Source organism: Stenotrophomonas rhizophila, from assembly GCF_000661955.1.
GTDB classification, from domain to species: domain Bacteria; phylum Pseudomonadota; class Gammaproteobacteria; order Xanthomonadales; family Xanthomonadaceae; genus Stenotrophomonas; species Stenotrophomonas rhizophila.
The window spans coordinates 784,855-804,361 of sequence record NZ_CP007597.1 but is presented as its reverse complement, the minus strand read 5'-3'; the positions used below and the strand labels follow the sequence as shown (position 1 = coordinate 804,361).

At 68.9% G+C, this 19,507-nt stretch carries 17 protein-coding genes; 10 read left to right on the top strand and 7 right to left on the bottom strand.

Annotated features, from left to right (window positions below):
• Positions 1–43: 43 nt before the first annotated feature.
• Entirely contained in the window at positions 44–1,141 is a 1,098-nt protein-coding gene (gene rsgA / locus DX03_RS03405; RefSeq protein ID WP_038686342.1) for a ribosome small subunit-dependent GTPase A, read from the bottom strand.
• Between the two features lie 143 nt (positions 1,142–1,284).
• Between rsgA and DX03_RS03400 the strand changes: the two genes are divergently transcribed.
• From DX03_RS03400 to DX03_RS03385, 4 genes are read left to right on the top strand one after another with little or no spacing between them, the layout of a single operon-like run.
• Complete coding sequence (locus DX03_RS03400) at positions 1,285–2,559, top strand: pyridoxal phosphate-dependent aminotransferase (RefSeq protein WP_038686340.1); 1,275 nt, start codon at positions 1,285–1,287, stop codon at positions 2,557–2,559.
• A complete protein-coding gene (locus DX03_RS03395; protein WP_038686339.1) occupies positions 2,560–3,183 on the top strand; it encodes an SGNH/GDSL hydrolase family protein in 624 nt (207 codons plus the stop codon).
• Positions 3,184–3,239: 56 nt separating this feature from the next.
• Entirely contained in the window at positions 3,240–3,881 is a 642-nt protein-coding gene (locus DX03_RS03390; RefSeq protein ID WP_081797132.1) for a class I SAM-dependent methyltransferase, read from the top strand.
• Positions 3,882–3,941: 60 nt separating this feature from the next.
• Positions 3,942–4,295 (top strand): hypothetical protein, encoded by a 354-nt coding sequence (locus DX03_RS03385; RefSeq protein WP_038686338.1) that lies wholly within the window; start codon positions 3,942–3,944, stop codon positions 4,293–4,295.
• Positions 4,296–4,313: 18 nt separating this feature from the next.
• On the opposite strand, the gene DX03_RS03380 is transcribed toward DX03_RS03385, so the two are convergent.
• On the bottom strand, positions 4,314–5,096 hold the full coding sequence (locus DX03_RS03380; RefSeq protein ID WP_038686336.1) for a polysaccharide deacetylase family protein: 783 nt from the start codon (positions 5,094–5,096) through the stop codon (positions 4,314–4,316).
• A 57-nt stretch (positions 5,097–5,153) separates the two neighbouring features.
• On the opposite strand from DX03_RS03380, the gene grxD reads away from it, so the two are divergent.
• Complete coding sequence (gene grxD, locus DX03_RS03375) at positions 5,154–6,080, top strand: Grx4 family monothiol glutaredoxin (RefSeq protein ID WP_038686334.1); 927 nt, start codon at positions 5,154–5,156, stop codon at positions 6,078–6,080.
• Between the two features lie 553 nt (positions 6,081–6,633).
• On the opposite strand, the gene DX03_RS03370 is transcribed toward grxD, so the two are convergent.
• The 3 genes from DX03_RS03370 to DX03_RS03360 all read right to left on the bottom strand — a co-directional run bounded on the left by DX03_RS03370 (position 6,634) and on the right by DX03_RS03360 (position 11,677).
• On the bottom strand, positions 6,634–7,173 hold the full coding sequence (locus DX03_RS03370) for a DUF924 family protein (RefSeq protein ID WP_038686332.1): 540 nt from the start codon (positions 7,171–7,173) through the stop codon (positions 6,634–6,636).
• A gap of 53 nt (positions 7,174–7,226) precedes the next feature.
• Positions 7,227–8,003, bottom strand: coding sequence for an AMP nucleosidase (locus tag DX03_RS03365; protein ID WP_038686330.1), 777 nt, complete (start codon positions 8,001–8,003; stop codon positions 7,227–7,229).
• Between the two features lie 116 nt (positions 8,004–8,119).
• The gene (locus DX03_RS03360) at positions 8,120–11,677 is read right to left on the bottom strand and encodes an autotransporter domain-containing protein (protein ID WP_038686328.1); all 3,558 of its coding nucleotides are present in this window, start codon (positions 11,675–11,677) and stop codon (positions 8,120–8,122) included.
• 232 nt (positions 11,678–11,909) lie between these two features.
• Here DX03_RS03360 and DX03_RS03355 point away from each other — a divergent pair, with 232 nt between their 5' ends.
• The 5 genes from DX03_RS03355 to DX03_RS03335 all read left to right on the top strand — a co-directional run bounded on the left by DX03_RS03355 (position 11,910) and on the right by DX03_RS03335 (position 16,769).
• The gene (locus DX03_RS03355; RefSeq protein ID WP_038686325.1) at positions 11,910–13,319 is read left to right on the top strand and encodes an amidohydrolase; all 1,410 of its coding nucleotides are present in this window, start codon (positions 11,910–11,912) and stop codon (positions 13,317–13,319) included.
• Positions 13,316–14,602 carry an amidohydrolase family protein gene (locus tag DX03_RS03350; protein ID WP_038686323.1) on the top strand — a complete coding sequence of 429 codons (1,287 nt, stop codon included), beginning with the start codon at positions 13,316–13,318 and terminating at the stop codon, positions 14,600–14,602. Before DX03_RS03355 ends, DX03_RS03350 begins: the two co-directional genes overlap by 4 nt.
• 54 nt (positions 14,603–14,656) lie before the next feature.
• Entirely contained in the window at positions 14,657–15,286 is a 630-nt protein-coding gene (locus tag DX03_RS03345) for a 2-hydroxychromene-2-carboxylate isomerase (RefSeq protein WP_038686321.1), read from the top strand.
• A 92-nt stretch (positions 15,287–15,378) separates the two neighbouring features.
• The gene (locus tag DX03_RS03340) at positions 15,379–16,323 is read left to right on the top strand and encodes a DegV family protein (RefSeq protein ID WP_038686319.1); all 945 of its coding nucleotides are present in this window, start codon (positions 15,379–15,381) and stop codon (positions 16,321–16,323) included.
• Between the two features lie 104 nt (positions 16,324–16,427).
• Positions 16,428–16,769 carry a hypothetical protein gene (locus DX03_RS03335; RefSeq protein ID WP_038686317.1) on the top strand — a complete coding sequence of 114 codons (342 nt, stop codon included), beginning with the start codon at positions 16,428–16,430 and terminating at the stop codon, positions 16,767–16,769.
• Positions 16,770–17,020: 251 nt separating this feature from the next.
• Here the strand turns inward: DX03_RS03335 and DX03_RS03330 are convergent, their stop codons facing one another.
• Together DX03_RS03330 and DX03_RS03325 are read right to left on the bottom strand one after the other, a co-directional pair.
• Complete coding sequence (locus DX03_RS03330; protein ID WP_038686315.1) at positions 17,021–18,445, bottom strand: efflux transporter outer membrane subunit; 1,425 nt, start codon at positions 18,443–18,445, stop codon at positions 17,021–17,023.
• Positions 18,442–19,497, bottom strand: coding sequence for an HlyD family secretion protein (locus DX03_RS03325; protein ID WP_038686313.1), 1,056 nt, complete (start codon positions 19,495–19,497; stop codon positions 18,442–18,444). The genes DX03_RS03330 and DX03_RS03325 overlap by 4 nt, the downstream gene beginning before the upstream one ends.
• Positions 19,498–19,507 lie beyond the last annotated feature (10 nt).

The window sequence follows — 19,507 nt, the reverse complement described above, 5'->3', positions numbered from 1 at the left end:
GGACAATAGCAGCCCCCCATGGGGTGGCTCTACCCGGCGTGGGTTATCGCCGGCCGCCCTTTCCGCCCGGTCGCCACTGCGCGCCCTTGCCCACGTGCTTGCGCTCGATGGCCTGCTGCGCCTGGCGCACCGCCAGCTTGGCCGCCGCGGCTGCCACTTCTTCCTTCAGCTTGAAGTAGTTCAACAGGCGTTCTTCATCCAGCGAGCCATCTTCGATGGCCGCCCGGATCGCGCAGCCCGGCTCACGCTGGTGCGCGCAATCGCGGAAACGGCATTGCGCCGACAGGGCTTCCACGTCGGAGAAACCGCCTTCGCTCAAGGCCTCTTCACCGGTCGGCTTGAGCTCGCGCATGCCGGGTGTATCGATCAGGCAGGCACCGGCCGGCAGCGGGATCAAGGCGCGGTGGGTGGTGGTGTGGCGGCCGCGCGAATCGTTCACACGCACGTCGGCGGTTTTCATGCGCTCCTCGCCGAGTAGGGTGTTGGTCAGCGTGGACTTGCCCGCCCCCGACGACCCCACCAGCACCACGGTGCGCCCCGCGCCCAGCCACGGCAGCAGCGCCGACGCGCTGGCCGGGTCGCGGCCGTTGATGGCCAGCAGCGGAATGTCCTGCGCGGCCAGCTCTTCCAGCACGTCCAGGGCATCCTGGCTGTACTCGGTCTGGTCGGCCTTGGTCAGTACCACCACCGGCTGCGCGCCGCCACCGCCCACCAGCAGCAGGTAGCGCTCGATCCGGCGCGGGTTGAAGTCCGCATCCAGCCCGCACACGATGAACACGGTATCGATGTTGGCCGCGATCACCTGCTGGTGGTAATGCTCGCCGGCCGCCCCGCGCTTGATCGCGGTGCGCCGCGGCAGCAGCGCGATGATCTTGATGCCGTCCAGCAGCACCCAGTCGCCCACTGCCGCGCGTTCATGGCTGGGGAACCGCGGCCGCTGCCACTCCGGCGGGGATTCGGTCTTGATCGCCGCGTCCGGCATGTCGGCCACGATGTAGCCGGTGCGGTGCTGCTCGATCACCCGGCCCGGACGGGCCTGCGGGTGTTCATCGAACAAGGCCTGCCAGCTGGGCAGCTCGGGGGCGCCTGCCCAGGGCCAGCCTATGGTCTGCAGGGCGCGGAAATCGATCGGTTCGCTCATCGCCCCATTCTACCCTCCCCCGCCGCTCCGGCCGGGCCCGGCAACTGCCCGCCAACAATGGGGTTTTGGCCCCGGCGGGGGCTTGCCCCGCAACGCACCAATTCCGCTACCATGCAGATTCCATGCCCTCCAACGGCCCAGTCATGTCCACGCCCCCGATCAAGCCGCTTGCCACCCGCGAGCGCCTGTCCGAAGTCCGCTACGAGATCCGGGGCGAACTGGCGCGGCGAGCGCGTGAGCTGGAGGCCCAGGGGCGCAAGCTGATCAAGCTGAACATCGGCAACCCGGGCAACTTCGGCTTCCGCGCACCGGAACACCTGCAGCGCGCGATCGCCGACGACATGGGCCGCACCGACCCGTATACCCACCAGCAAGGCCTGCCGGAGGCCCGCGAGGCCATCGCCGCCGCCTACGCCCGCCGTGGCGCGCCCGATGCGCATCCGGACCGGGTGTTCGTCGGCAATGGTGTCAGCGAGCTGATCGACCTGTCGCTGCGCGCCCTGCTCAACCCCGGCGATGAAGTGCTGGTGCCCTCGCCCGACTACCCGCTGTGGTCGGCGGCCACCATCCTCAACGACGGCCGCCCGGTGTACTACCGCTGCGCCCCGGAGAACGGCTTCCAGCCGGACCCGGTGGAAATCGAGACGCTGGTGTCCTCGCGCACCCGCGCCATCGTGCTGATCAACCCGAACAACCCCAGCGGCGCCAGCTACTCGCGCGACCTGCTGGAGCGCATCGTCGCCATCGCCGCCAAGCACAACCTGCTGCTGATGGTCGATGAGATCTACGACCAGATCCTGTACGACGACGCGCAGTTCCACCCGGTGGCCCCGCTGGCCGGCGAGCATCCGTGCATCACCTTCAGCGGGCTGAGCAAGGTGCACCGCGCCTGTGGCTGGCGGGTGGGCTGGGCGATGTTGTCCGGTGCAGCCGAACGGCTGGGCGAGTTCCGCGCGGCGATGGACCTGCTCAGCGCGCTGCGCCTGTGCGCCAACGTGCCCGGCCAGTACGCCATCGATGCGGCCGTCAACGGCCCGGACACCGTCTCGGCGCTGTGCGCGCCCGGCGGCCGCCTGTATGAAACCCGCCGCGCGGTGATCGAGGCCTGCAACGCCAGCGAGCACCTGTCGCTGGTGGCGCCGGCCGGCGCGCTGTACGCCTTCCCGGCGGTGGTTGGGCCGGCGGCCCGCAGCTTCGACGACCACGATTTCGCGCTGGAACTGATGAACGAGGAAGGCGTACTGGTGGTCCCGGGCTCGAGCTTCAACGTGCCCTACCGCCACCACTTCCGGGTCACCCTGCTGCCCGAAGCAGAGGTGATGCGCGATGTCTTCGCCCGCATCGACCGCGCGTTGGCCCGGCGTGCCGAAGCGAATACCAAAGTAGTGCCGCTGAAGCCGCGCAGCGCGGTGGCCTGAGTGGCGCTGTCCTATCTGGCCCTGGGCGACTCCTACACCATCGGCGAAGGGGTTGAACCGGCCGCGCGTTGGCCACTGCAGCTGGTGGCCGGCCTGCGCGACATCAGCGTGGCGGTGGACGACCCGCAGATCATCGCCACCACCGGCTGGACCACCGACGAGCTGGAGGCCGGCATCGATGCCGCCGCGCCGCAGGGGCCGTTCGGCCTGGTCAGCCTGCTGATCGGGGTGAACGACCAGTACCGCGGCCGCAGCGTGGACGACTACCGCCCGCGCTTCACCGCGCTGCTGCAGCGCGCACTCGGCTTTGCCGGCGACCGTGCGCAGCGCGTGCTGGTGCTGTCCATTCCCGATTGGGGCGTGACCCCGTATGCGCGCGACAACAACCGCGACCGTGTGCAGGTCGGGCAGGAGCTGGACGCCTACAATGCGGCCGCCGCCGCGATCTGCGCCGAACACGGCGTGTCGTTCATCGACATCACCGACCTCAGCCGGGTACCCGGCGGCGAAGCGGTGATGCTGGTCGACGACGGCCTGCATCCCTCTGCGGCGATGTACGCGCTGTGGACCGAACGCGCGTTCCAGGTGGCGCGCGTGCAGCTGGCCGACGAGGTGCCGCGCTGAGCACGGACGCCCTGCCACTGGCCAAGGAACAGGCCCGCCGCATCGCTGACGCCTTCATGCCGGCCCAGCGCTTCGGCAACCGACGCGATTACTACTACAGCCGCGGCAAGCTCGGCAGCGATCCGTTGTACCCGGGCGTACTGGCCGCGCTGGCGCCCGCGCACGGCGCCCTGCTCGACATCGGCTGCGGCCTGGGCCTGCTGGCGCACGTGCTGCGCCAGGCCGGGCACCGGCAGCCGTACCTGGGCGTGGACATCGATGCGGACAAGATTGCCCGTGCGCAACGCGCCGGGACGCGCGCGGCACTGGCCGATGCGCGGTTCGACTGCCTGGATGCCAGTGCCACCCTGCCCGCCCACCACGGCAGCGTGGCGCTGCTGGATGTGCTGCAGTACCTGCCCGCGCACGCCCAGACCGGGCTGCTGCAGGCGGCGGCGGCCCGCGTGGCACCGGGCGGGCGGCTGGTGATCCGCACCACCCTGGCCGACAACAGCGGCCGCGACCGCACCACCCGCATCACCGACATGCTGGCGCACCTGGTGGGCTGGATGGGCACGCGCCCGCGCCACTATCCGGACGCCGCCAGCGTGCGCGCGCCCCTGGAAGCGGCGGGCCTGCACCTGCAGATGCGCCCGCTGTATGGCAACACCCCGTTCAACAACTGGCTGGTCAGTGCCGAGCGGCCCGCACTTGCCTGAGGGTCGCGCGCAGCGCGGCGCACGCGCATACTCGCGCCCCGATACCGGCATGGAGCCCGCATGACCCCGCCGTCGCCCCGACATTCCGCCCTGGGCATCGCCGCGCTGGTGATCAGCCTGTGCGGGCTGGTGATGTTTGCGATCAGCGCGCACTACGCGCATACCCCGGCCCATGCGCAGATGCAGACGCTGCCGGTGGTGCTGCTGGTGGTGGTGTGCATCAGCATCGGCCTGGCCGTGCTGGCCACGGTGATGGGCATCGGCAGCCTGCTGCAGCACCGCCGCCGCCGGGTCACCGGGGTGCTGGCGCTGGGGCTGGCGGTCACCCTGCTGCTGGCCCAGGTGTCACTGGCCAGCTGGATGCGCCAGCAATGGCAGCACGCGCACCCGGTGGCGGGCAGCGCGCAGCCGTAACGCGGCGGCCCGTGCCGCCTACGCCGCGTCGGGTAGGACCGCGCTCAGGCCACGATCCTGCAGGGCCTGCAGCACCGCTTCGATGATCGCCAGGTTGTGTCCGTGGGCGGCCCCCTCATGCAGCAGCACGATGGCGCCCGGCCCCAGGTCGGCCACGATGCGCTCCACCACGGCCGCCGGCTGGCAATCGACCCCGTCAAACCCGCGCGCGCTCCAGCCCACGCGGGTGAGCTGCCACTGCGCCAATGCCGGGGCCACGAACGGGTTGGTCATGCCCACCACCGAGCGGTACCAGCGCGGCGGCTGCCCGGCGATGGCGGTCAGCGCCTGCTGGCACTGCGCGATCTCGTCGGCCATCGCCGCCCGCCCGAGCCGCCAGAAGCGGGTCTGCGGGTGGCGGTGGCTGTGGTTGCCCAGGGTGTGGCCGCGGGCCAGCATCTGCCGCACCAGTTCGGGCTGGGCCAGGGCCCGCTCGCCGACCAGGAAGAAGGTGGCCTTGGCCTGGTAGCGGTCCAGCAGGTCCAGCACCGCCGGGGTTTCGGGCGAGGGGCCGTCGTCGATGGTCAGCCACACCCGGGGCGCGCTGCCCGGCAGGCGGCTGAGCACGGGGGCATAGAAGCGGCTGTTGGGCAGGAACACGGGCACCATGAACAGCGCGTGCGAGGCCACCATCAGCGCCAGCCCGACGGGCCAGCCCAGGCCCACCCACGCCAGCACCACCAGCAGCTGTGAGACCAGCAGCCAGGGCAGCCAGCGCCAGGGGCGCAGGGGAATGCGATGCAATGTTTCCGGTACGGTCATGCCCCATGATGCCATGCGGCGTAGAATGACCGGTTCCAAACGCCGGACCCGACCGTCATGTCCCTTGATCCCGCCCTGCGCTCGCGCATCGAATCCATCCTCACCGCCAACCGCGTCGTGCTGTTCATGAAGGGTCAGCCGAGCATGCCGCAGTGCGGTTTTTCGGCCAAGGCCGTGGGCGCGCTGCAGGACCTGGGCGTGGAGTTCGCCCACGTCAACGTGCTGGCCGACGCGGAGATCCGCGAAGGCATCAAGGCCTACGGCGACTGGCCGACCATCCCGCAGCTGTACATCGACAGCGAGCTGGTGGGCGGCAGCGACATCATCCTGCAGATGGCCGGCAGCGGTGAGCTGAGCAGCGTGCTGGGTCTGGCCGCACCGGACCGCACGGCGCCCTCGATCACGGTGACGCCGGCAGCGGTTGAGATGCTGCGCGGCGCGCTGGCCGATGCACCGGGTGCGTCGCTGCAGCTGGGCATCGATGCAAACTTCCAGCCAAACTTCCAGCTGGCCCCGCACGACGACAACGCGATCGCGGCCGAGTCCAACGGGCTGCGCGTGCAGTTCGATCTGGCCAGCGCGCGTCGCGCCGAGGGCATCACCATCGATTGGGTGGACGATATCCGCGGCAAGGGTCTGGCGATCGACAACCCGAACGCGCCGCGTGCGGTGAAGGAATTGGCGGTACGCGATGCCGACGACCAGCTGCGTGCCGGCCGCCTGATGGTGGTGGACGTGCGCCCGGCCGACGAGCGCGCGATCGCATCGATCAACGCGTCGTTTGAGACGTTCGACGGTGACAACCGCGCCCGTCTGGAAGCCCTGCCGAAGGACACCGCGCTGGGCTTCCTGTGCCACCACGGCGGCCGCAGCGCACAGGCCGCCGAGCAGTTCCGCGCCCTGGGTTTCACCAACGTGCACAACATCACCGGCGGCATCGACGCCTGGTCGAACGACGTGGACAACAGCGTGCCGAAGTACTGATCGACGTCAGTTCAGCGCTCAAAGAAAAACGCCGGCAATGCCGGCGTTTTTCGTTTTCTGTTCTGAAGCCAAAGCAGCTTGGCTGTGAAGTCTCGGGCTGGGCGGGGGTGTGGGGGTTCACGGGACACGCCGTAAATCCGTCCCTGGAGGCTCGTGGGCGCCATCCATGGCGCCCAACGGTCCCGCGACCCCCCACACCCCCACCCCTGACAGTTGGCTGGCAGCCATGGCAAAAAACACACAGCACAAGCAGCACCCACTGGTTCGAGTGATTCGAGTGGTCCGAGTAATTCGAGGTATTAGAGGTAGTGCTCCACCGCTTTTCCGTTGAGCACCCGAACACTGTCAATGGGTGGGTACGGGTGGGTTGGCGGGACCGTTGGGCGCCATGGATGGCGCCCACGAGCCTCCAGGGATGGATTCACGGCGTGTCCCGCCAACCCACCCGTACCCGCCAAGCCAGCGCAGGCGCGCACCCGCCGCTGTGGCTTGGCAGTTAGCTGTTGAAGTTGAAGTTGAAGTTGAAGTTGAAGTTGCTCACGCTCTTCCAACCTCAACCCGCAAACCCACCCTCGGCCAGGTAATCCAGCTCCTCCGGCGTCGGCATCCGGCCCAACACCGCGTTGCGGTGCGGGAAACGGCCGAAACGCCGGATGATGTCGCGGTGCAGCTCGGCGAACTGCAGGTATTCCTTGTCGCCCAGCACATCGAACATCGCCACCGACCGCTCCTGGTCCTGCGGATCTTCCGAATGCTCGAACGGCAGATAGATGAACGCACGCAGCTTGGGCACCAGCTGCAGATCCAAGCCCTCCTCCACCGCGCGCATCGCGTAGTGCCGGGCCAGACCGTCGGTCGCGTAGGAATGGGCCGTGTCGCGGAAACAGTTACGCGGGAACTGGTCGAGCAGAATCATCAGCGCCAGCGCACCGTCCGCGCTGCCCAGCCAATGTTCGCGCCCACGCCGCGCCGCCGCGAAGTGTTCCTCCAGGAACGCCTCGCGGAACCGCGCATCGAACGCGTCATCGCGCGTGAACCATTGTTGTGGGCCGGCATCGCGCCAGAACTCCACCACTTGTACCGCCACGTCCATTCACTACCCCTGAGGGCGGAACGTCGCCAGGACGCCCGCCGGTTCCATTGCCATCACTCGTCAAAACGCAGGTGGCGGACCGACTTGCCGTTGCGCCGTATAAGCTTAAGCGCCTCGATACCGATCTGGATATGGTTTTCGACGAACTGCGAGCTGACCTTGGCGTCGGACGCCTCGGTTTTCACCCCGTCCGGGATCATCGGCTGGTCGGACACCAGCAGCAGCGCCCCGATCGGGATGTGGTTGGCAAAGCCCGCCGCGAACAGCGTGGCCGTCTCCATGTCGATGGCCATGCAGCGCATCAGCCGCAGCTTCTCCTTGAACGCCTCATCGTGCTCCCAGACCCGGCGGTTGGTCGTATAGACCGTGCCCGTCCAGTAATCATGGCCCAGATCGCGGATGGTGGTGGACACCGCCCGCTGCAGCGCAAAGGCCGGCAGCGCCGGCACTTCCGGCGGCAGATAGTCGCCCGAGGTGCCCTCGCCGCGGATCGCCGCGATCGGCAGAATCATGTCGCCCAGCTGGTTCTTGCGCTTCAGACCGCCGCATTTGCCCAGGAACAGCACCGCCTTGGGCATCACCGCTGACAGCAGATCCATCACGATGGCCGCGTTGGGGCTGCCCATCCCGAAGTTGATCAGCGTGATGTCATCGCTGGTGACGCTGGCCATCGGCCGGTCCATGCCCTGCACCGGCGCGCCAGTGAGGTGGGAAAAGGTGTGCAGGTAGCCTGCGAAGTTGGTCAGCAGGATGTGCTGGCCGAACTGGTCCAGCGGCACGCCGGTGTAGCGTGGCAGCCAGTTTTCGACGATTTCCTGTTTGTTCTTCATAGTGCGCGTGCGGTCCGACAAATGGTTCCAGTGTGCCTATTCTGCGGGTGCGCACCCAACAAGCAAGAAAAAGGCGGCCAATGGCCGCCTTTTTCCGTGTTGCCGTTACCGCTGGATCAGAACTGCACGGACCAGCGCGCAGTGGCACCGTGGTCACGCGACTCGCTGCCGAACTGGCCGTTGTAGCCCAGTTCCAGCTGGTTGCGCGGGCTCAACCAGGCCGACAGGCCCAGCTCGGCCACCACCGCATGGTCGGCGATGGCCGCGCCACTGACGGTGTAGCCGCTGCCACCGGCCAGGGCCAGGTTGGCCACCTGGTTGCGGTCGCCCGAGGCGCGGCGGTAACCCACCCCGCCACGCACGTGCAGCCAGCTTTCCTGCTGCCACGCGGTCTTCAGGCCGCGGTCGAAGCGCACACCGGCGGTGCCGATGGTGGTGCGGGTATCGGCCACGTTGCCGTGCAGCGCAGCCGCGCCACCCTGCTCGTTGACGCCGTCCACGTCCACTTCCACGCGCGCCAACTGCAGGTACGGCTCCAGGCCCGCTTCGGCGCCGCCGATGCGGTAGGCACCTTCCACGAACAGCTGGCGGGTCTTGGCGTCGTAACGCGCGGTCAGTGCGTCCTGGAACCCGGCAAAGGCCAGTTCGCGGCGGCTGTCCACTTCGTGACGGGTGTAGCCCAGACCGGCGCGCAGGCCGAACCCACCCCACTGGTTGCCCACGTAGGCACCCAGGTGGGTGTTGTCGATTTCCGCACGGGCGCGACGGCCCTGGGCCTGCTTGCTGTCGGTACGCCCGGTACCGATCAGGCCGCCCACCTGCCAGCCACCCGCGAAGCGGTGGTCGGCACCGACCAGCAGCCCGCTGGTGTTGCTTTGCGTGCGCGCCGCATTGGCATCGCCGTCGAGCTTGCCGCTGCCGCCGATGGCCTGCACCCAGGCGCCGGTGGCGGCCGCATCGCCCGCACCCGGCGCACGCGCGCCGACACTGCGACTGAGCGCGGCATCGCGCAGGTAACGGCTGCTTTCCACCAACGCCATTGGCGTGGCGGCATGCAGTTCACCGCTCAAGGCATCCAGTGCCGCGCCCACCTGGGCCGGGAACAACTGGGTCAGCGGCTTGGGCAGGCCCTGGTTGATACCCAGGCTGTCGGCGCTGGTGGCCACGCCGCGCTGGTTGGCGGTGACCGCCGCGCTGGCCAGTGCGTTACCGCGGGCCACGTTGATCTGCACGCCGTTGGCGCCGTAGCCCAGGTTGAACTTCAGGAACGGCGAGAACGAGGAGAAGTCCAGCGTCGCAAAGCGACCGTTGACGCCGCCGTCGGCCTGCAGGAAGTTGAACTGCTCGCCCAGGTAGTAGGTGCCCACTTCCGGCAGCGCCTTCAGGGTGCCGTCCAGGGTGGCGGTGCCGGTCACGTGCAGCATGTCGCTGCGGCTGCCCGGGGCCAGTTCGGCCAGGTAGATGCCGCTGGCGGTCTGCACGTAGTCGCCGTCGATGGTCAGCGTGCCGATCGAGTTGCCCGGCGCGATGATGCCTTCCACGCGGGTGTCGCCGAGACGGCCGATACCCTTCAACGCGCCCTTGCTCCCCACCACGGTGGAGCCGCCCTGCTGCAGACCGTTGAACGACACGGTACCGCCGTTGACGAACAGGTCCACATTCTCCAGCAGTGCGTCGGCGTTGACCCGGGTGGTGCCCGACGAGCGCAGCGTACCGGCCTCCAGGCTGCCGTTGAGCACGAACGTGCCGGCCGTGCCGACCTCCGTCACCGCGCCTGACTGCACGCCGTCCAGGGTCACCGTACCGCCGCTGACGTTCAGTGCCGAGCCGTCGAGCACGCCCTTGGCGCTGATGACGCTGGTGCCGCCGAGGTTGTTCAAGGTGGTGGCCACCAGGCTGCCGTTGAGCACGAACCGGCCCGCCTGCACATCCACCGACGCGGTGAGCGCATTGGTGCCGTCCAGCTCGAGTACGCCCTCGCGCACGACGGCGCCGTTGAAGGTGTTGTCACCGCTCAGGCGCAGCCAGCCGATACCGGACTTGGTCAGCTTGCCCGGGCCGCCGATGTCGTTGGTCCAGTCGTCCCATGCATCGCCTTCCCACACCTTCAGGCCACCGGCTCGCTGGTTCATCACCACGTCGGTGTCCACGCGCAGCAGGCCGTAGCCTTCGATAGCCTTGCGCAGGTCCATCAGGCCCCAGCCGTAGACATCGTCGACGCCGGCTGCACCGAGGTCACGGGCGGTGGTGAGCAGCACGTCGCGTACCTGCGCGTTGTCCAGGTACGGGTAACGCTCGAACAACAGACCCAGCGCACCGGTCACATGCGGCGTCGCCATCGACGTGCCGCTCAGCAGCCCGTAGGAGTAGGTCGGCAGGCGCTCCAGGACGTCCAGAATCAGGTTGCCGTTGTCGTCGGCGTACAGATCCGAGTTGACCTGCGAATCACCGCCATACACCGTGGAGTTGATATCCGTACCGGGCGCGGCCAGGCACCAGTTGGCCGCAAAACCGCAGCGCATCGACTGGTTGCTCAGCACCAGGTCCTGGTCGACGTTGACCACGGCAAGCCAGTACTTCTCGATATCGGGCATCGCACGCGGCAGCGAGGCGTACATGCCGGCGATCGGGCTTTCTTCCGGGCTCGGGTTGACGCCGCTGTTGCCGGCGGCCCACACCTGGATCATGCCCTTGGCACGCGAACCGTCGGCGATGGCCTGCAACCGCTCTTCGAACACTGGGTGGGACAGGTAGAAGTCCAGATCCTCTTCCGAGTTCGGCTCGCTTGCCAGGCCCCAGCTGTGGTTCACCGCACGCACGCCCTGCTCGTTGAGCTGGTTGTACAACTGCGGGAAGATCGAATTGGACGCCCCGATGGACGCCACGTTCTGCACGTCGAGGTAGCCATCGGGCGTGGCGGTGTAATAGGAGACGCTGTTGGAGAACAGGCGCGCCACGCTCAGGTCGGCACCGAAGGCAACGCCATGGGTGCCGCTGCCATCGCGGTTGGCCGCGATCGTGCCGCTGACGTGCGTACCGTGGATGCCGTAGCTGCCCCCTTCGAAGTACCCCCAGCTGTTGAGCAGGTCGACGATGCGCTGGTCGAAGGAGGGATCGAAGATGTTGAACTCGATGGCGACCTGGTCGCCATCCGTGGCGAAGCACGCGTCCGGGCCGTCCACTGCGGCGGTGTTGGTGCACAGGGTGCCATCCGGCATCACGTCGGCCAGGTGGATGCTGCGATGGTCCTTGCCGGCAAACTCATCGTGATCCAGCCCGGTGCCGCTGTCGAACACGCCCAGGCGGATGCCCTTGCCGGTCAGTCCGCGCGCATAGGCGTACTCGGCATTGACGGCCTGCAGGCCCCAATCGGCCTTGAATTCGTCGGTGCGCCAGCTGGCTGCATCGCCGGCAACGCCCATGGTCGGCTGGGTGGGACCCGGTGCGGTCGGAACGATCGCCGCGCTCGTGCGCGGGGCCACGTCCACCACGTTCGGGGTCAGCTGGTAGGCGGCACGCTGCACGAGGCGCTGCTGCTGGTAACTGGTCAGGGTGTCGTCGGCGGCGCTGGCCACGCTGGGCAGCACCAGTGCGCTGAGCAGGATGCCGCCAATGGTGGTCGCCAACAGGCTGGGCGACGGGCGACGGGAGACTGCGGAAGAACGCTGGTTCATCTGTTTACCTTCCTTGAGTGATGCGCTTTCAGAGCAAATACGTGATCAATTTCACGGAACTGAGCGGGGTGAGCCCCACCCCGAGCGTACCTCATATTCACCATTTGTTCACAACCGCTTAATGATTACGAAACATTTCGCGATAGCCAACACCCCTGCAGTTCGTCACTTGGCAAACGCCCCCCTGCCCGGCTAGCGTCGGCGGCTGCGTCCATGTAACCCCGGGGAATCCATGCACAAGTTGTTGAGCGTCGGCGTCGGCCTGGCGTTGTTTTCGATCGGCCTCTCGCCTGCGCCCGCCGCCTCGCGCTTCGTGCAGGACCCCTACCCCAGCACCTATGCGCCGATCGCCTCGGCACCGGTGCTGATCCACAACGCCACCGTGCTGACTGGCACCGGCACGCGCCTGGACAACGCCGACGTGCTGCTGCAGGACGGCCGCATCCGCGCGGTGGGCAGCGCGCTGGCGGCACCGGCCAACGCGGTCCGGATCGATGCGGCCGGGAAGTGGGTCACCCCCGGCATCATCGACGTGCATTCGCACCTGGGCGTCTACCCCAGTCCTGGGGTAAGCGCGCACAGCGACGGCAACGAGATGACCGCGCCGGTCACCGCCAACGTGTGGGCCGAGCATTCGGTGTGGCCGCAGGACCCAGGCTTTGCCGCCGCGCTGGCCGGGGGCGTGACCGCGATGCAGGTGCTGCCCGGGTCGGCCAACCTGGTGGGCGGGCGCGGGGTCACGCTGAAGAATGTGCCGGCCACCACCTACCAGGCCATGAAATTCCCGGGTGCGCCATGGGGCCTGAAAATGGCCTGCGGCGAGAACCCCAAGCGCGTGTACGGCGGCGGCAAGGGCGTGGCCCCGGGCACCCGCATGGGCAACGTGGCCGGGTACCGCGCGGCCTTCATCGATGCCAGCGAGTACATCGCCAAGAACGCGCCGAAGAAACAACAGAAGAAGCGCTGGTTCAGCGGCAGCGACAAGGGCGACAGCGCCGGCGATACCGGCGGCAAGCGCGACCTCAAGCTGGATACGCTGGCCGGTGCGATCCAAGGCGACATCCGCGTGCACATCCACTGCTACCGCGCCGATGAAATGGCCACCATGCTCGACCTGTCCAAGGAATTCGGCTTCAAGATCGCCGCCTTCCACCACGCGGTGGAGGCCTACAAGCTGTCCGACCGGCTCGCCGCCGAAGGCGTGTGCGGCGCGCTGTGGGCCGACTGGTGGGGCTTCAAGATGGAAGCGTTCGACGGCATCCAGGACAACATCGCGCTGGTCGACCGACCGGCCAACAGCTGCGCGATCGTGCACTCCGATTCCCCCGAGGGCATCCAGCGGCTCAACCAGGAAGCGGCCAAGGTGATCGCCAACGCGCGCCGGGCCGGGATCGAGATCGCCCCGGAGCGCGCGATGATGTGGCTGAGCTACAACGCGGCGCGCTCGCTGGGCGTGGAGAAACAGACCGGCAGCCTGGAGGCGGGCAAGATGGGCGATGTGGTGGTGTGGAACGGCAGCCCCTTCAGCTCCTACGCGCAGGCCGAACAGGTGTTCATCGACGGGCACCAGGTGTACGACCGTCGCGATGCGCGGCGGCAGCCGCTGTCGGACTTCATGCTGGGCCAGGAGGTGGGTCGATGAGCCGGGTTGTGCTCCTTCCCGCGCGTTGCCGGGCGTGGCTCGGCACGACCGCGCTGCTGATGCTGGCCGCGTTGCCCGTGCACGCGCAGGACCTGCTGGTGCGCAACGCCACGGTGCATACCGCCAGCGCGCGCGGCAGCCTGGAACACACCGACGTGCTGGTCCAGGGCGGCATCATCCGCGCGGTCGGCGCCGGCCTGGTCGCACCGGCCGGCGTCAGCGTGGTCGAGGCGGCGGGCAAGCCGCTGACCCCGGCCCTGTTCGGCGGCATCACCGACATCGGCATCGAAGAGATCTCAGGCGAGTCGGCCACGGTGGACAGCACGTTGAAGCTGGACGACCAGCCGCTGCGCCCCGAATTCGACGTCAGCCTGGCCTTCAACCCGGCGTCGGTGTTGATTCCGGTGGCACGGCTGGATGGCATCGGCTTCACCGCCTTGGGCGCCAACAGCGGCGGCGGCTTCATCGCCGGCCAGGGCGGGGTGATGCGGCTGGACGGCAGCGCCGACCCGATCGGGCCGCTGGCGCTGTATATCCGGCTGGGCGCGGCGGGGGCGGAACTGACCGGCAACTCGCGCGCGGCGCAGTGGATGCTGCTGGAGCAGATGGTCAGCGAAGCGCGCGGGCGCGTGCCCGCCGATTCCCCGCATGCCCTGCTCACCCCCGCCGGGCGCGCCACGCTGGCACGTTACCTGGCCGGGCAAGGCCGGCTGGTGGTGCAGGTGGACCGCGCCGCTGACATCCGCCAGCTGCTGCGCTGGGCCGGCCGCGAGAACGTGAAGATCGCCATTGCCGGCGGTACCGAGGCCTGGCGCCTGGCCCCGCAGCTGGCGCAGGCCAACGTGCCGGTGTTCGTGGATGCACTGGGCAACCTGCCCAGCAGTTTCGACCAGCTCGGTGCCACGCTGGAAAACGCCGCGCGGCTGCGTGCCGCCGGGGTGCAGGTCAGCTTCGCCCAGCGCGACGATGCCTCGCACAACGCACGCAAGATGCGCCAGCTGGCCGGCAATGCCGTGGCCAACGGCCTGCCCTGGCAGGACGGTCTGGCCGGGCTGACCCGGGTGCCGGCGCAGGTGCTGGGCGTGGGCGATCGCATCGGCAGCATCGAGGTGGGCAAGCTGGCCGACCTGGTGCTGTGGGAAGGCGACCCCCTCGATGTGGGCCACTATGCCGAGCAGGTCTGGCTGGGCGGCCGCGCCATGCCGATGCGCTCGCGGCAGACCGAGCTGCGCGACCGCTACATGACGCCAGCGTCGGCCGAACCGCGCGCATACTCACGCTGAGCCCCATCCTGCGGCGGGCATGACGCCCGCCGCACCGTCCCCCCGGGAGTGCCCATGGCGCTGCGCTGGTATTTCGATTTCGTCTCGCCCTTCGCCTACCTGCACTGGCAGCAGCTCAAGACCCTGCCGCAGTTCGAGCGGATCACCCCGGTGCCGATCGCCTTCGGGGCGGTGCTGCACCACCTGGGCAACCTGGGCCCGGCCGAGATTCCGGCCAAACGCCGCTTCACCTACCGCCAGGTGCTGTGGCAGGCGCAGCAGCAGGGTGTGCCGCTGCGCTTCCCGCCCGGGCACCCGTTCAACCCGCTGGCCGCACTGCGGCTGTGCCTGGCCGCCGGTGCCACCCCGGCGTCGGTGGACATCCTGTTCAACTGGATCTGGCGCGACGGCCACGCCGCCGACAGTGCCGCGGCCCTGGCCCTGCCGGGCGCCATGCTGGACGTGGCCCATGTGGCCGAGGCGATCAGCGCGCCCGACGTCAAGGAGCAGCTGCGGCGCAATACCGATGCGGCCATCGCCGCCGGGGTGTTCGGGGTACCCACCCTGTCCATCGACGGCGAGCTGTACTGGGGCAACGACGCCCACGCGCTGATGCAGGCCGTGCTGGCCGATCCCGACACGGTCCAGGGCGGCGAGTGGGACCGGGTGGATACCCTGCCGGTGGCGGTCCAGCGCAGCCGTTGACCCGACGCCAGGTCCCCGGTCAGGCAGCGGCGGCGGTTTTGGGATAGCTTTCACAGTTCCGAACCTACAACCTGCCCGGAGGGGGGCTCAGGATGCGCATCGGAATCGTCGTCGACTCTGCCTGCGATTTGCCGCAGGACTTCATTGAACAACACAACATCGTGCTGCTGCCGATCACGGTGCGCATCGGCGAAGCCGTGCTTGCCGACCACCGCGACGAGCAGGCCACGCTCAGTTTCCTGCACGCCCATGTAGCCGAACACGGCGCCGAAGCGGAGACGATTCCGTTCAGCGTCACCCAGATCCGCGACCTGTTCCTGGGCAAGCTGGTGATCGATTACGACCATGTGTTCTGCATGACGATCACCAAGACCCGCAGCCCCATCCACGACAACGCGATGCAGGCGAGCTTCGCGATCCTCAACGACTACAAGCCGGTGCGCCAGGCGGCAGGCTTCAACTCGCCCTTCGCGCTGCGGGTGCTGGATACCCAGAACCTGTTCGCCGCCCAGGGCGTGACCGCGGTGGAAGCGGTGCGCCTGCGCGAGAGCGGGGCCAGCGTGCAGCAGATCCGCGAGCGGCTGGAAATGCTGGCGCAGAACGTGCACGGCTACATGGTCACCCGCGACCTGTACTACATGCGCGCCCGCGCACGCCACAAGGGGGACCGCAGCGTGGGCCTGCTCAGCGCGGCGCTGGGCAGTGCACTGGACATCAAGCCGGTGCTGCACGGGTACCGCGGTGAGACCGGCCCGGTGGCCAAGATCAAGGGCTTCGACAACGCGGTACAGAAGCTGTTCGACTTCGTCGGCCAGCGGGTCAAGGCCGGGCTGATGACCCCCACCGTGTGCGTCAGTTATGGCGGCGAGCTGGCCGACCTGCAGGCGCTGCCGGGCTATGCCAGCCTGCGCCAGACCTGCGAGGCGCACGGCGTGCAGATGTTCGAAGCGGTGATGAGCCTGACCGGCATGGTCAACGTGGGCAAGGGCGCACTCACGGTGGGGTTTGCCGACGGGCCGCATACCTTCAGCGCGTAGTGCCGGTCTTCAGCGGTTATTGCCGGGCTCTGCCCGGCAACAACCGCCGCGATCTGCACGCCAAATCCACCGCGTTTCTGCCAGCCTTGCAGCCTTCAACGGAGATGACCATGTCGCAGTACCACATCAGCCTGCCGGACCCCTCCAAGGCCCGCGGCAACGATCCAGACCTGTCCTTCCACTCGCAGAGCGCGGCCGGCTTCGCCGAGGAGCTGCAGGACGCCCTGCGCAGCACCGCCCTGTTCGAGAAGTGGCGCGCCAAGCAGCCCGACCCGGACGCGGTCGAGTCGCAGTGGGGCGCCACCGACCCCGATGCCACCGTGACCGGCGCGCAGGATGACCTGCGCATCAACCTGGTGGTGACCACCCGCATCGACAGCGATGTGTTCAAGCAGCGCCTGCGCATGCTGGCCGGGCACCACTGGGAACTGCGCGACGTGCGTTGAGGTTGGGTGCCGGCCAGCGGCCGGCACTACCGGGTGTTGTGACATTGCTGGGTGCCGGCCAGCGGCCGGCACTACCGGGTGTTGTGACATTGCGGGTTGCCGGCCAGCGGCCGGCACTACCGGGTGTTGTGACATTGCTGGGTGCCGGCCAGCGGCCGGCACTACCGGGTGTTGCGACATGGCGGGTTGCCGGCCAGCGGCCGGCACTACCGGGTGTTGTGACATTGCGGGTTGCCGGCCAGCGGCCGGCACTACCGGGTGTCGTGCCAGCCGCCGCCCAGCGCGCGGTACAGATCCACCCGCGCCATGGCCGCGGTGGCCTGGCTGTTGGCCAAGGCCGCTTGGTTGTCCAGCGCGATGCGCTGGGTGGTGAGCACGTCCAGCATGTCGACCACGCCCGCCTGGTACTGGCGCCGCGCCGCGTCCAGCGCGCGTTCGCTCTGGTCCACCGCCACCTGCAGCGCGGTACCGCGTTGCTGCTCGGCGGCGTAGCCGTCGATCGCATCATCCACTTCATGCCAGGCCTGCAGCACGGTGCGCTGGAACTGGAGCGCCGCCTGTTGCTGCTGCAGCCGGCTCACGGCGAGGTTGGCCTTGAGTCGGCCACCCTGGAAGATCGGCAGGCTGATCGCCGGCCCGATGCTGAAGCGATGCGCGTTCCAGCCGTCCAGATCGTCCAGCTGCTGCGCCTGGTAGCCGATGTCGCCGTTGAGGGTGATGCGCGGCAGGAAGCTGGCCTTGGCCACGCCGATGGAGGCGGTGGCCGCATGCAGGGCCGCTTCGGCGCGCCGGATGTCCGGGCGGCGCTCGGCCAGTTCGCTGGGTAGCCCGGTGGCCATCGCGGGCAACACCGGCCAGTCGCGGCGGATGTCGGCCAAGCGGGCATCCAGCGCCTGCGGGGGTTGGGCCAGCAGCATCGCCAAGGCATTGCGCAACTGCGCATCGCGATGGCGCAGCGGTGCCAGGCGCGCCTCCAGCGCCGCTACCTGGGCCGCGGCACTGGCCACCTGCAGGCTGCTGGCCACGCCTTGGCGTTGGCGCACGCGGGTCAACCGCGCGATGTCGCGCGCGATGCGCAGGTTGTCCTCGGTGATGGCCAGCAGCTGGCGGGTCGCGCGCAGCTGCAGGTAGTCGCGCGCGGTTTCGGCCAACACCGCGGTCTGCATCGCATGGGCGTCCTCAGCGGCGATCTCGATGCGCGCGTCGGCTGCCTCCACCTGGCGCCGCACGCGGCCCCACAGGTCCAGCTCCCAGCTCATGCCGATACCAGCCTGGAACAGGCCGTAATCCTCCCGCCCGCCGTTGCCGGACGGATCGTTGAGGCCCACTTCGCTGTTGCGTGCCCGTACGCCGCTGGCGGTGGCACTGACGCTGGGAACGCGGTCGGCCGCGACGACGCCGCGCGCGGCACGGCTCTGCTGCACGCGGTTGGCGGCCAGCTGGATGTCCAGGTTGGCCTGCAGCGCCTGCGCGGCCAACGCGGCCAGGGTGGGATCCTCGAAGCCGGCCCACCACTGTGCATCGCTGGCCAGGGCGTCCGCGCTGACCGCAGCGCCCTGCCAGCCGGCGGGCAGCTGCGCGGTCGGGCGCACAAAGTCGGGGCCCAGGGTGCAGGCCGTCAACGCCGCACAGAGCACGCCCAGCGGAAGCGCGCGCCAGGTTACTTTGCCGGTCATGCGCCCGCTCCTTCAAGGCCGCGATGCCCGCTGTCCAGGTCGACGCTGGCCTCCACCGACATGCCCGCACGCAGCTGGCCGAGCAACGGCTGGTCCTTGTCCAGCAGGATCTTGACCGGCACCCGCTGCACCACCTTGGTGAAGTTGCCGGTGGCGTTTTCAGGGGCCACCGCCGCGAAGGTCACGCCCGTGGCCGGGGCGATGCTGTCGATGTGGCCATGCAGCGGCTGGCCGGGGAACATATCCACCTGCAGGTCCACCGCCTGCCCCGCGCGCATGCGGGTGAGCTGGGTTTCCTGGAAGTTGGCCACCACGAACGCCTGCTGCAGCGGCACCACCGCCAGCACCGCCGTGCCCGGGGTGAGATAGGCGCCCACGCGGATCGCGCGACGGCCGACCACACCGTCGATCGGCGCGCGCAGTTCGGTGTGCGACAGGTCCAGTTCGGCCCGCGCCTGCGCCGCTTCGGCGCGTTGCACCGCCGCCTGTGCGGCCTGCACGCCGGCGCTGAGAATGCCGGTGCGTTGGCGTGCGGTAAGCAGCGCCGCCCGGCCCTGGTGCAGGTGCGCGCTGGCCACGGCCTGGCGCGACTGGGCCTGCTGCGCGTTCTGCACGGTGCCGGCGCCGTCGCGGGCCAGCGCACCGTAGCGCTGCTGGTCGGCCTGGGCCAGGGTCAGTTCGGACTGGCTCACATCCAGCGTGGCGCGCGCCTGGTCGATCAGCGAATCCTGCTGGGCCAGCGCGGCCTGCGCATTGGCCAGCTGCGCACGCGCATTGGCCAGGTCGGCACGCGCGGCGGTCAGGGCCACCTGGTAGTCGCGGTCATCGATGCGGGCCAGCACGTCGCCGGCCTTCACCGGTTGGTTGTCGGCCACGCGCACCTCGCTGACGAAGCCGGCCACCTTGGGCGCCACCACAGTGAAGTCAGCGGTGACGTAGGCATTGTTGGTGCGCTGGTGGCGGCCGTCGCGCAGCAGCAGCCAGCCGCCGACGGCAAGTACCAGCACGCCTGCGGCGATGACGAAGGGAACGTGTTTTCGGGTGTCGCTCATGGGAAATATC